Source organism: Planktotalea sp. (assembly GCF_039984035.1).
GTDB lineage: Bacteria > Pseudomonadota > Alphaproteobacteria > Rhodobacterales > Rhodobacteraceae > Planktotalea.
On record NZ_JBDWVM010000155.1, the window covers coordinates 1 to 12489 of the forward strand.

Annotated in this window: 9 protein-coding genes and 1 pseudogene; 5 read left to right on the forward strand and 5 right to left on the reverse strand. The window is 56.6% G+C overall.

Annotation, left to right across the window (positions count from 1 at the left end; translation table 11 throughout):
• Positions 1-1021, forward strand: a 1021-nt coding sequence (locus ABJQ89_RS06970; protein ID WP_348495545.1) for a phosphomannomutase, incomplete at its 5' end; no start/stop codon positions are given.
• Between the two features lie 21 nt (positions 1022-1042).
• Here the strand turns inward: ABJQ89_RS06970 and ABJQ89_RS06975 are convergent.
• Both ABJQ89_RS06975 and tviB read right to left on the reverse strand, forming a co-directional pair.
• The gene (locus ABJQ89_RS06975; RefSeq protein ID WP_348407040.1) at positions 1043-2809 is read right to left on the reverse strand and encodes an ABC transporter ATP-binding protein; all 1767 of its coding nucleotides are present in this window, start codon (positions 2807-2809) and stop codon (positions 1043-1045) included.
• Between the two features lie 150 nt (positions 2810-2959).
• Complete coding sequence (gene tviB / locus ABJQ89_RS06980) at positions 2960-4255, reverse strand: Vi polysaccharide biosynthesis UDP-N-acetylglucosamine C-6 dehydrogenase TviB (RefSeq protein WP_348407039.1); 1296 nt, start codon at positions 4253-4255, stop codon at positions 2960-2962.
• Positions 4256-4689: 434 nt separating this feature from the next.
• Here tviB and ABJQ89_RS06985 point away from each other — a divergent pair, with 434 nt between their 5' ends.
• A complete protein-coding gene (locus ABJQ89_RS06985; protein WP_348407038.1) occupies positions 4690-5916 on the forward strand; it encodes a Coenzyme F420 hydrogenase/dehydrogenase, beta subunit C-terminal domain in 1227 nt (408 codons plus the stop codon).
• Entirely contained in the window at positions 5913-7064 is a 1152-nt protein-coding gene (locus ABJQ89_RS06990; RefSeq protein ID WP_348407037.1) for a hypothetical protein, read from the forward strand. The genes ABJQ89_RS06985 and ABJQ89_RS06990 overlap by 4 nt, the downstream gene beginning before the upstream one ends.
• A gap of 5 nt (positions 7065-7069) precedes the next feature.
• Here the strand turns inward: ABJQ89_RS06990 and ABJQ89_RS06995 are convergent, their stop codons facing one another.
• The 3 genes from ABJQ89_RS06995 to ABJQ89_RS07005 all read right to left on the reverse strand — a co-directional run bounded on the left by ABJQ89_RS06995 (position 7070) and on the right by ABJQ89_RS07005 (position 10374).
• Complete coding sequence (locus tag ABJQ89_RS06995) at positions 7070-7897, reverse strand: CpsD/CapB family tyrosine-protein kinase (protein WP_348407036.1); 828 nt, start codon at positions 7895-7897, stop codon at positions 7070-7072.
• A gap of 63 nt (positions 7898-7960) precedes the next feature.
• Positions 7961-9490, reverse strand: a complete 1530-nt coding sequence (locus ABJQ89_RS07000; protein WP_348407035.1) for a lipopolysaccharide biosynthesis — start codon at positions 9488-9490, stop codon at positions 7961-7963.
• Positions 9490-10374: an AAA family ATPase gene (locus ABJQ89_RS07005; protein ID WP_348495546.1), complete on the reverse strand. Its 885-nt coding sequence runs from the start codon at positions 10372-10374 to the stop codon at positions 9490-9492. The genes ABJQ89_RS07000 and ABJQ89_RS07005 overlap by 1 nt, the downstream gene beginning before the upstream one ends.
• Positions 10375-11001: 627 nt before the next feature.
• Between ABJQ89_RS07005 and ABJQ89_RS07010 the strand changes: the two genes are divergently transcribed.
• Together ABJQ89_RS07010 and ABJQ89_RS07015 are read left to right on the forward strand one after the other, a co-directional pair.
• Entirely contained in the window at positions 11002-11688 is a 687-nt protein-coding gene (locus ABJQ89_RS07010) for a sugar transferase (protein ID WP_348407033.1), read from the forward strand.
• Between the two features lie 165 nt (positions 11689-11853).
• A pseudogene (locus ABJQ89_RS07015) lies at positions 11854-12489 on the forward strand (hypothetical protein); the annotation flags it as partial.

Consider the following 12489-nt stretch of genomic DNA (forward strand, 5'->3'; position numbering starts at 1 on the left):
AGCTGCGATCTTGGCGCATTTGGGGAATACAGAGACACCTGAAACCATCGCGCAGGGGGCTTTAGACACTGATACAAAGGCGACAGACCGCTACATAGCACGATATGTAGACGCCTTTGGCACGGGTGCATTGTCTGGTCAGCGCATTGGTGTTTATAGCCATAGCGCGGTGGGGCGTGATGTTTTGATCCACATTTTGAAGGATCTGGGCGCCGAGGTCCTTGAACTGGGCCGCTCAGAGACGTTTATACCTGTCGATACCGAAGCGGTTGATCCGGAGGTGCGCGCCCAGATTGCGGATTGGGTGAAGACGCATGGCCTTGATGCCTTGGTTTCAACGGATGGAGATTCAGACAGGCCCCTGATGGCGGACGCGCAGGGGCGTATCGTTCCGGGCGATATTTTGGGCCAAATCACGGCGCAAACGTTGCACGCGCAGGTGGTTGTGACCCCGATATCTTCAAACAGTGGGATCACGCTGAAAGGCATCAAAGACGTGCGGTTGACGCAAATCGGGTCTCCTTATGTGATCGCTGCGATGGCGGGCGCGGATGATGTCGTAGGCTATGAAGCCAATGGCGGGTTCTTGCTGGGGTTTGAGGCGCAAGGCCCGGCCGGCCCACTTAGCCCCCTTGCGACCCGTGACTGTACATTGCCTATTTTGACGGTGCTATACGCCAGTCAAGACGGTGGTCTGCGCGCCCGTGTGGCGCAGGAACCGGCAGTGGTGACTGTGGCAGACCGGTTGCAAAACATCGCGCAAGACAAAAGCCAAGCTCTGTTGGCGCAATGGCAACAGAACCCGCAAACACGTGCCGATTTTCTGGCTCTTATGGGCAAAGACGAAGCCCGTCTGGATCTGACAGATGGGATGCGCATGATCTTGACGGATGGGGATGTGATCCATGTGCGGCCATCGGGAAATGCACCCGAACTTAGGGTCTATATAGAGACAAAAGACACACAGTTGGCGCAGCAGCTCTTGAGCGACGCGTTGAGCAGGGTGCGCGCGGCGCTTTGATTACTGGCCTGTGGGGGCTTGTTAGGGCGTGGTTTGGTTGTACTGATGATCGTATAATTTGCGGAACAACCCGTCTTGGGCCAGCAGGTCGGCCAATTTCCCGGCCTCTGCGACGCGACCGTCTTTGATCACAACGATTTTGTCGGCGTTGATCACTGTAGACAGGCGGTGTGCGATCACGATGGTGGTGCGGCCTTTGGTCAGACGGTCTAGGGCTTCCTTGACCAGATGTTCGGATTCAGAATCCAGCGCGCTTGTGGCTTCGTCCATCAACAAGATCGGGCTGTCGCGCAGAATGGCCCGCGCAATGGCCACCCGCTGGCGCTGCCCGCCAGATAGGTTTCCACCGTTTTCGCCCACATCAGTGTCGTATCCCGCGTTGAGTTTGACGATGAAATCATGCGCATTCGCGGCCTTGGCGGCGGCAATGACATCGTCTTGCGTGGCGTTTTCGCGGCCCAATGCGATATTTTGCTGAACCGTGCCTGAAAACAAAAACGTCTCTTGCCCGACAAAGGCGATTTTCTGCCGCAAAGACCGGAACGTGGCATCGCGCAGATCGCAACCGCCGATATCTATATGCCCCGATGTGGGGTCATAAAGGCGCATGATCAAATTCATGATCGTCGATTTGCCCCCACCCGAAGGCCCCACAAGCGCGGTTGTTTGCCCCGCCTCAAAGGTCAGATCAAGCCCGCCCAGAATGGCGCTGCCATCATCATAGGCAAACCCGACATCGTGAAACCCGACGGCGGTGGCCCCATGGGGCAGATCCACTGGGTTTGCGGTTTGCACCACGGGGACGGGGGTATCCAGCACCTGATACATCAGGCCAACCCCTATCATACCGGCCTCTAGGCTGATCCGCATGCGCGCCAGCCGTTTGGCCGGTTCATAGGCCATCAGCAAGGCCGTCACAAACGACATCAGCTCGCCGGGGGTGTTGGCGGTGTCGCCAAACAAATTGACCGCACTCAGCGCCACCACCGCTGCAATGGCAAACCCTGATAGCGTTTCCATCAAGGGGCTGGTGGCGGCTTCTAGCCGGGACAGCGCATTGGCGCGGCTTTCGACGTTGCTGACGGCACTGTCCATGCGGGCGGCCATACGGTCTTCAAGGGCAAAGGCCTTGACCACGCGGATCCCGATAGAGGTTTCTTGCACCACCTTGATGATCTCGGCCATCGAGATCATTTCGGCCTCCATGATCTTGCGCACACGGCTCAGCAGGCGGCGCACACCCAACAAAGCAATAGGCCCGAAGACCAGAGCAAACAATGACAAGGTCGGCTGTTGGTAGATCATCACCGCGATCAGACCCAATAACGTCAGCAGATCGCGCACAAAGCCCATCACCAACGTGGCGATCACCGACCGGGCGGCTTGTGCGGAATGGGTGACCCGCATCAGCAGGTTCGACGAATCTTGGTCGTTAAAGAACGACACCCCATGCTGCAGGATGCGGTCATAAAGGTTGCGTTGTTGGGTTGCGACGATGCTGTTGCCCGCGCGGCTTAGAAACACGACCTGAATGTAGGTCGCCGCCCCTTTAACAGAGAAAATCAGCGCAACAGCGCCTGCCACGATAAAAACCTGGGTGTTATCGGCCGACACCATCATGGAATCGATAATGTCGCGCATGATCCACGCCGTCAGCGCGGTTGTCACAGCAATCACGACCATCGCAGCAATGGCGATCCCGTAGTTAAAGACCTGCAGCTGGAAATTTTCGCGCAGCAGCCGCAACATCATGCTGTCGTTCTTTTTGGCGATCCACCGTTTTAGCATGCTGGCTCTGTTCGTTTTTGGGGCTCAAGGGCGACAGCTAAGACTGAATAGGGGGGTGGTTCAAGGGGTCGTTTGCGGGAGAACGTGTCCTCGCCGCTTCGCGTAGAATTCTACACTCTCCCGCATACGCCCCCAATAGGTGCCAGTGTGCTACAGCCGCAGGTCGCTTTCAGAGCGAGGCAGACTGCTCTTGAGATCGAACAGCACGTGAGGATCCCGCCCATAGCTGCGCAGCTGATCTGAGGTCATCGCGCGAAATATGTCATGCCCCACGGCCAGGACGATGCCGTCATACTGTCCGTGGCGGGGGGTGGTTTCGAGCGTTAGGCCGTATTCTCGTAGGGCGTCTGTAGGATCGACCCAAGGGTCGTGGACATCTACCGCGACGCCATAATCATGCAGCTCTGAAACGACATCGACCACTTTGGTGTTGCGCAGGTCGGGGCAGTTTTCCTTGAACGTCAGCCCCAAAACCAGCACCCGCGCTTCGCCCACATTGATCCCCTTGCGCAGCATGGTCTTGACCAGCCGACCTGCGACATAGGCGCCCATCTCGTCGTTCACCCGGCGCCCCGCCAAGATCACATCGGGCTGATAACCGATCTCTGCGGCTTTGTGGGTCAGATAATACGGGTCAACGCCAATGCAGTGCCCACCCACCAAACCAGGGCGGAAGGGCAGGAAATTCCATTTGGTGCCAGCGGCTTGCAGAACCGCTTCTGTGTCGATGTCCATGCGGTTGAAGATCATCGCTAACTCATTGACCAGCGCGATGTTTAGATCCCGTTGTGTGTTTTCGATGACCTTGGCAGCTTCTGCCACGCGGATATTTGGAGCCTTGTGGGTCCCGGCCGTCACGATAGAGGCATAAAGTGCATCAACGACCTGTGCGACCTGCGGTGTAGACCCCGCGGTGACCTTGCAAATCGAGGTCAGGCGGTGGGCCTTATCCCCGGGGTTGATACGTTCTGGACTATATCCACAGAAAAAATCCTGGTTGAAAGTCAGGCCTGACACGCGCGCCAAAACGGGCACACAATCTTCTTCTGTGGCACCCGGATAGACTGTGGATTCGTAGATGACGATGTTGCCCGGAGACAGCACCTGGCCCACAGTTTCAGAAGCTTTCAACAGGGGCGTCAGATCTGGGCGTTTGTGCGCATCGACGGGTGTCGGCACCGTTACGATATAAATGGACGCGTCGGAAATGGCGCTCAGATCAGAGGTGAAATCGAGATGGTCAGCGGTGGCCAATTCGTCGGACGAGACCTCGCGGGTGTGATCCTGGCCTTGACGCAATGCGTCTACGCGATCTGCACTGATATCAAAACCGATCACCGGCCGTGTTTTGCCGAACTCAACGGCAAGAGGTAGCCCGACATAGCCCAGACCAATAACCGCAATTTTACCGTCGCCTGTTGGGTCCACAGCTGTTTCAATATGCATTGCGGTGGACATCCCCGAACCGTTAAAAATGAGCAAGGCCACCATGAAACCAGGTTTCGGGTGGAGATGCGTGTGTGCCTCCCGCAGGGGGACAGGCCCTTGATATTGAACACCCAGATGGCGTCAATATCAATGCAACCTCATGGCGTTTTAAATGGCCCAGGCCGCCCCGATATTCGCCATGGGCCACAGGCCGCGCTCTGAGCAAAACTTGGTGTGCTGTAACGATGTGGTTGTGCTTTTATGGTATCTCACGTGCAAACAGATCGGGCGAGGTGTCATGATAGCTTTTATATCAAATTGCAGGTGTGCTTGGGAAATAGCCCTATGCGTGGCCCAAATGCGGGTCTGTCGCGTGCAAGCGGTACTGCGTATTGACGTGCGACCTTTAAATAGCGATGACGCATGAAGTTATATTAGTAATGGTTGGTTCTATGTCGGATGTTTCCCCTACACTTGCAAAAGTCGCGCGGGGCGCCCTGTGCGCTGGATGCGGTGGTTGTGCGCTGGTGGCTCCTGAAGCCATCACGATGGAACTTTCGGGCCACGGTTTCTTGCGCCCGCGCCAACACGGTCAGGTGCCTGCTGATGCGGAAGCACGTATTGCGGCGATCTGCCCCGGTGTTGGCCAAACGGTAGATGTGCAGGAACGTCCCGATGATGCGCTGTGGGGGCCGGTGCTAGAGATGCGTCAGGGGTGGGCAACAGACCCCGCGATGCGCCACGCGGCATCCTCTGGTGGGGCGCTTTCGGCGGTGTTGGCACATCTGATCGAAAGCGGTGTCGTGGACAGTGTGGTGCAGACCGCCGCCGCCCAAACGCCCCCGACCGGAAACGCGGCAGTTGTTTCCATGACGCGCCAGGACGTGCTGCAGGCGGCGGGATCACGGTATGCCCCATCCAGCCCGCTGGCCGATCTGTCCGCGCTTCTGGATGGGCAAAAGCGCCATGCCTTCGTTGGGAAACCCTGCGATGTCGCTGCCTTGCGGGCATTGGCGCTGCATGACCCGCGGGTCAATGCGCGTATTCCGGTGATGATGTCCTTTTTCTGTGCTGGTGTGCCGTCGCTCAAAGGAGCGGCTGCGGTGCTGGATGCGTTGGAGGCCCCGCGTGATGATGTGACCGCGTTTCGCTATCGCGGGCAGGGCTGGCCGGGGTTCGCCACCGCGACCCTACGCGACGGCACCACCCGACAAATGAGCTATCACGACAGCTGGGGTAAAATCCTGTCGAAACATGTGCAACATCGCTGCAAGGTCTGTGCTGATGGCGTTGGCATGGCCGCCGATATTGTCTGTGCCGACGCCTGGGAGACCGACACGCGGGGGTATCCTTTGTTCGAAGAACAAGACGGCATCAGCTTGATGGTGGTCCGGACCAAGACCGGGCGCGATCTTATGCGGGCGGCTGAAACGGCCGGTCGATTGGCCACTGCCGATTTTGACAGCACCGGTTTGGCAGAGATCCAACCGGGGCAATCTGGGCGCAAACGGGCGCTGGTTGCCCGGTTGGCTGGGTTGCGCCTGATGGGCTTGCCGACACCCCGATACCGCGGGCTGCATTTGCGGGCCGCCGCGCTGCAGAACCGTCTGCCTGTCAATTTCAAAAACTTTTTGGGTATGATCCGGCGCGGGCTTCAGGGAAAGATCAAAGAAACATGACCAATACCGAATTTAAGGCCTGCGTGGCGCAGCTGGCGACTTGCAGCCTTGAAAACACCACGCGCCGCCGAGATTTTCCGCCTAACTTTACACTGGCACCGGGCGAAGACCCCGCCCGCTATGATGACACGACCCTGTGGTACGATGCGATCTGGCATCGCGGCACGTTGCGGTTGATCTGTCCGCGACTGTATGGGTTGGACGATCTAATCGCGGCGGGGCGGTTGATGTTGGATGGGGTGCCCGTCGCGAAACTGAAGATCACACAGCAAGAGCACCATGTGATCGTGCGCATCCGGGCTCACCGCAAACCTGTGCGGGTGCATCTAGATATTGAAGGACAAGACATTGGGTCGGGCGTGTCGAGCCGCCAAGACGGGGTGGATTTTGCCGGGCTCAATACCGGGCTTTTGCTATCGCGCAACAACGATCTCGCCTGGATCGAGGATTACGCAAGGTATCATGTGCAGCAACATGGCATGCAGGCGGTTTTGTTCTTTGACAACGGCTCGGATCGCTATGGCCCTGATGATATATTGGATGCATTGAGCCGTGCCGGGCTGGCGCAGGTTACGCTGGTATCGGCGCCTTTGCCTTTCCGGGCACAAGGCGTCACTGCGGGCGGCAGATCCAGCTTTGATGGCGGGTTCCTGCAAATGTCACTTTTGAATATCGCGCGGCTGCGGTTTCTCAGGCAAGCCCGTGCCGTATTGCAATGCGATGTGGATGAATTGGTTTGGACCGACAATGGCGAGTCGATCTTTGACAGGGCCGTGCGGCACCCTTTGGGCGTGGTGCGCTTCAATGGCGCTTGGCGTTATCCAGATGTGCAGGAGGGGCGCACCGATATCAGACACGCCGATCACATTTGCGCCCGGTCTGTCCCTGACCAATGCCCGACCAAATATTGTGTGCGCCCAAGAGGGCCGCTGTTTTGGGCCAGTTGGAGCGTGCACCGTCTGAATAAATTGCGTCAGCGGACAACCGTGTCTTCTGATCGCGCCGGGTTTTGGCATTGCCGCCAGATCACAACGGCTTGGAAAAGTCCGGCCCGGCTACAGGGCGTAGAAGACCTGCATCCCGATCCCAAAATCCAGACGGGTCTCAAAACGGCCGGGCTGCGCCGTGCGGACCCCAACGCTTTGTGACTGGGTCAGTCCGCACCGTACCCATAACAGTTGTCGTCTTGCGGTAAGTGCCGGCACTGGTTCAAAACAACGCCCAGCACGTTGGTATGTTCGCCCAGCTCTTTTTCGCAGATGTCGATTTCGGTCGCGGTCGACACTTCGGCGCGCGCCACGATGAGGGCGCAGTCGACATTGCGCAAGAACGCGCGGGTGTCGTCTCCGACGAGCAGCGGCGGCATATCAAAAAGCATGGCGTCGGGGGCGTAGGTCTTTTCGACCTCATCCAGGATTTCGCTGGTTTGGCCGTGCAGCATGTAGCGGCTTGGATCTTCAACAGGTGCGCTGCACAGGCAGGCCGCCACATTTGGCCGCAATCGCATGGCTTGCTGATCAAAGCTGAGCGCACCACCAAGCATTTCATCGATGTTGTGCGTGGGCTGCGCGCCCAATGTCTTGGCCAGCGACGGGCGCCGCAGATCCAGTTCAAAGAGGATAGAGTGCAGTTCGTTCTGGCGACCCAGGCCGAGCGCCAGATTGGCCGAAAGCGTGCTCTTGCCGCAGGCGGCAGAGGGCGAGGTGATCGCCAAGCGGGTCCAGTTGTTTTGACGCATCTGGAGCAAGATCTTGGTGCGCAGAATGTCAAAGGGCATGGCAAGCTTTGAGGCGTGCCGCGTTACCACGCGCATATTGGTCAGGTGGGTGTTGTTCAATTCGGCGAGCGGTAGCGACTCCCAGGTCCCATCCAGCGCAACATCGCGTTTCACTGGCGCATCTGTGGGCGTGGTCTGCGCATCACCGCTGACTTCAGCCCGTTTTGTGCGCGCCTGTTGCAGAGCTTTTTGAAGTTTCTCCATGGATCGTCCCTTTAATTGCTGTGAACCCACCGGCACCCTGCGCCAGAGGGGTGGGGGAGGCTCTTATCCAAGGCCAAGACGGGTGATGATGCGCTGAAACAGAATATCCAGGGGCATGTAATGTTGGTCGATACCCCATAGCAGCACCGTCACCCCGACCAGTGCTGCCAACAGCAAAAAGCCAAAAGTGAAAATGCGCAAAAGACGCCGTTGTTTGCTTTCTATGTGCGGGATCGCAGCAAGCGGGGTGATCCCCAGCTTATTCGTGATCTCTACAGGGCGGCGCACCGACGTGTTGATCATCTCAAGCAATAAGAACAACCCAACTGCGGCCGCAATGCCCGCGGCAATACCACCCCCTGCGATGATCGGCCGGTTCGGGCTACTGGGGGATCGCGGGGTGCTGGCGGGTTCGACAACAGAAATGCGCTGCCCCTTCGAACCTAATTCGATCCGCTCACCCATGCGGGCCTGCGCAAGCCGAGAGACGGCGCTGTTATATTGGCCGCGCACGTTGGAATAATCGCGTTCCAGAGATTGAAGGGCGATGTCATTTTGCGGTGTCGCACGGATGCTTGCGGCCAGATCGTCGAGGTCTTGCTGTAGCTTGGTGAGCTCTGTTTCAAGTTCGGCGATCTTGCCGTCAACCTCGGCGATGGTAATCTCAAACAGCGAGGCCTGTGTGTCGGCTTCGTTTGTTGCGGCTCCAGCGCCTTTTTGGGCTCTGACGATCTCGGTCAGCTGCTCCACGCGTGTTTGCAGCACGCGCACCCGAGGGCTGGTTGCCGAATAGACAAGCAATGCGTTGTTTAGCTCTGTTTCGAGCTGACCCAACTGACGTTCTTCGGGAGAGAGATTGTTTTGCTCTTGGGTGACACGTCCGGTGGTCTCGTAGAGCGTTTCGATGCGCTGGCGCTGCTCAAGTAGGATTGCGCGTTCACGCTCTGCGCGGGTGAGCCGGGCTTGCAACGTGGATTGCCGGTTAAGCCGGTATTCCAGATTGTCGGGCAAGGCGTTGGCGTTCGCATTCTTGAACGCCAGGATCCGCTCACTTTGCAGTTCAAGTTCACGGTTGAGATTGTTGACCTCTTGTTCGAAAAAGTCGCGGGTGTCATCGACGGCGCCGGTGCGGAATTCTGCGTTGGCCGACAGGATAAAGGTCACAAATTCATTGACGACAGCCGTCGCCGCACGGGGCGTGCCCGCTTCGAATGAAATAGAAACGACAATAGGCCGGCCGCTTGTTTTAACAGATGTTGCACTGCGCATTCTGCGGAAGACGTCGTCAGGGGTCAGGCCGTCGGATGCGGGAAACACATTCAACTTATTGGCCACATCAATCAGATTGGCCCGCGTCATGAGCCGTTGCCGAATGATCTCGAGCTGTTCGGGCGTATCTGTGGACACGGTCGAGGTTGCCAATTCCCCCGGGATCTGCTGGCTTTCTACCAAAAGGCGCGCGCTAGAGGCGTAAGTCGTCGGCAATTTAATGGCGAGAATGACGCCCACCCCAGCACACAGCAAGAACAGCACGGTCATCGCGGGCAGCCGGCGCAAGGCCATCTTGCGATAAAAGCGGATATCAATCGACATTAATGCACCTTTTTATGCGTATCGACCCGGTCCGTCAGGCGGAGCGGGTCGGCGAATTTCTGCGATGTGATGAACAGGCCATCTTCCAAGATTTCCTCGACAGTATCGCCGCCAACAACCTTCAGGCCATCTGAGGCACCATATACCAATGTGATATCGCTCAACTTATTGACCATCCGCGGGATACCCCCGGTTTCTTCGAAAATCTTGGCAATGGCGTCTGGCGCGATTTCGTCGCCAGACCCCCCCACATGCTGCAGACGGTGACGAATGTAATCGGTGGTTGTGTCGGCGTCCATCGGCATAAGATGGTAGAAGGCAGAAACCCGCTGGGCGAATTGCCGCAATTCGGGGCGTTGGATTTTGCTGCGCAACTCGGGTTGGCCGACCAGGATCAGCTGTAAAAGCTCATCTTTGTTAGAGTTGATGTTGGTCAGCATGCGCAACTCTTCCAGCACCTCGATAGACAGGTTCTGTGCCTCGTCGATGATCAACAGCACGTTGCGCGCCATCGAATATTCATCGATCACAAAGTTTTGGAACTGGCGGAACAGCGCGACATAGTCGCCCGAAGAATCGGGTTCGATTCCATAGACATGCAAAATCCACCGCAACAGATCGCCGCGGTTTCCCTGGGCGTTGGAAATGAGGCCGACAGTTTTGCTTTCGTCGAGATCTTTGAGCAGGTGCTGCAGTAGCGTCGTCTTGCCTGCGCCAACCTCTCCGGTCACGACGGTCAGCGGCGCGTGGGTTTGAATCCCGTAATCGAGCACCGAAAACGCGCGGCGGTGGGCTTTCGACCAGAAGATGAAATCCGGGTCGGGGAGCAAGGTAAAGGGCCGCTCGCTAAAGCCATAGAACTGCGTATATAATTCTGTAACCAAGAGTACTTTCACCCGAAACGCTGGACAGTGTCATGTAGGCTGCACGTGCACCAAGCACAACTGCGCATATTTAGGTGAGCCTCTAGCAGATAACTACGGTAAAATTAAGATGCAGTTGCCAGTCGCGGGGCCTAACGGGCCCAGATGCTGCCTTTTGGGCAATCTTTCTACATTTTGAGGGGGATCGTGGCAATGGCGGCACGCGCGCGGTGTCAAATACCCAGGCGGGCAACGCCGTTCAAGCAGCTGTTTGCGGTGGGATGCAGATTTGAGGCGCAGGCACCGCGCGTTCACGGTGATTCGAACTGCACAGCATGCCCCCCCGTATTGAAGGCCCTTATACGTCTGAAAACCCGTTAGAATTGAAGGGCCCTGCCGTGAAAAGAGGGGTTTGGTGGCAGAGTCATCGCCTCAATATGCACGCTATAGGGGAGTTATCGCGGCCTGACGTATATCTACTGCTGATTTTTTGGTACTATTTACAAAGCCGTCTCTTTTTTCATCAAGATTTGGTATCTTTATTCGAAATGGTTTATTAAAAAGCTATGAAAATTTTGTTTAGTCACAATTATCAGTATGTGGCGAGTGTAGTCAGATAGGGCCGGGTGTTTTCCGGTGTAGGTAAATATGACAATTGATACCAATACCATTCAGAACTTAGACATCTTAGTATCGAGCCAGCGCCGTAAAAGACGCGCCCTTGGTAAGTACGTCTACCGCAACATCGCAAAACGCGCGCTCGACATCACACTTGTGTTGCTGGCACTTCCGGTCGCGCTGCCTCTTATTGTTCTGATGGGTCTATTGGTCGTCACAGACGGCAAATCCCCGTTTTACACACAAAAACGGATCGGGCGTAATCGGCGTTCGTTCCGGATGTGGAAAATGCGCACGATGATCTCCAATGCGGATGACTTCATGGTGCAGTACTTGCAGGAAAACCCTGAGGCGCGCAGCGAGTGGGAGCGGACGCAAAAGCTTAAGTCCGACCCAAGAATCACCCGCGTTGGGGCGTTCATGCGCAAGACCTCGCTGGATGAGCTGCCACAGCTGTTTAATGTCCTGATCGGGAATATGTCGATTGTCGGACCGCGTCCAATGATGACAGATCAGATGGATCTGTACCCCGGTACGCGCTATTATCGGTTGAGCCCGGGCATCACTGGCCTGTGGCAAATCTCTGATCGCAACGAATGTGATTTCGTGGATCGTGCGTTCTTTGATGATGCCTACGACAAATCCTTGTCGATCCGGACCGATGTGAAAATCATCGCCAAGACCTTTGGTGTGGTGTTGCGCGGCACAGGGTGCTGATCCCGCTGATTTGATTTTTAGCCAATCCTAGGTTCACAATCTGGTAACCGTGTCTGTATTCATTTAGATATCAGGCACGGTTCGTGTAGTTTCTTGCTCCATGATAATAAGCCGGTAGTGTGTGCGACTCGATTTTAAAGAGTCTTCAAATCAGGGGTTTTAGGCGTGACATTCTTTTCCAAGCTTTTTCTCGCATGTACGGTGTGCTTGTTTTTGGCAGCCTGTGAATCTGCAGAGGAAAAGGCGGAGGCCTATTACCAAAGCGGCCTGACCCTGATCGAAGAAGGGGACATCCCCCGCGCGATTGTTGAATTGCGCAATGTGTTCGAATTTAACAGCAACCACCGTGAAGCACGGCAGACCTACGCACGGCTGTTACGTGAAAGCGGCGATGTCCGTGGATCTTACCGCCAGTATTTGCGGTTGGTCGAACAATACCCCGATGATCTCGAAGGGCGTGTCGCGCTCAGTGAGATCACGTTTGATTTGCAGGACTGGAGAGAATTCGAGCGTCACAGTGCGGCTGTGCTAGAGGCCGCGGCCGAAGCGCCAACACCGGCCTCTGATGCGGTGAAGGTGCTGGCGGACTATCGTAGCGCAGTGATTGCAGAAGATGCATCGGCCCGCCGGGCAACCTTGGAACAAGCGGCAGCTTTGCTTGAGCAACAGCCCGAGAATTTTTATCTGATGCGCGTGCTCATGGATGGCTACCGTTGGGACGGGCGGCCATCGCAAGCCCTGCGCGTTGTTGATCAGGCATTGGCTTTGCGACCGGCGCAGCGTGACCTTTATGGGGTGAAG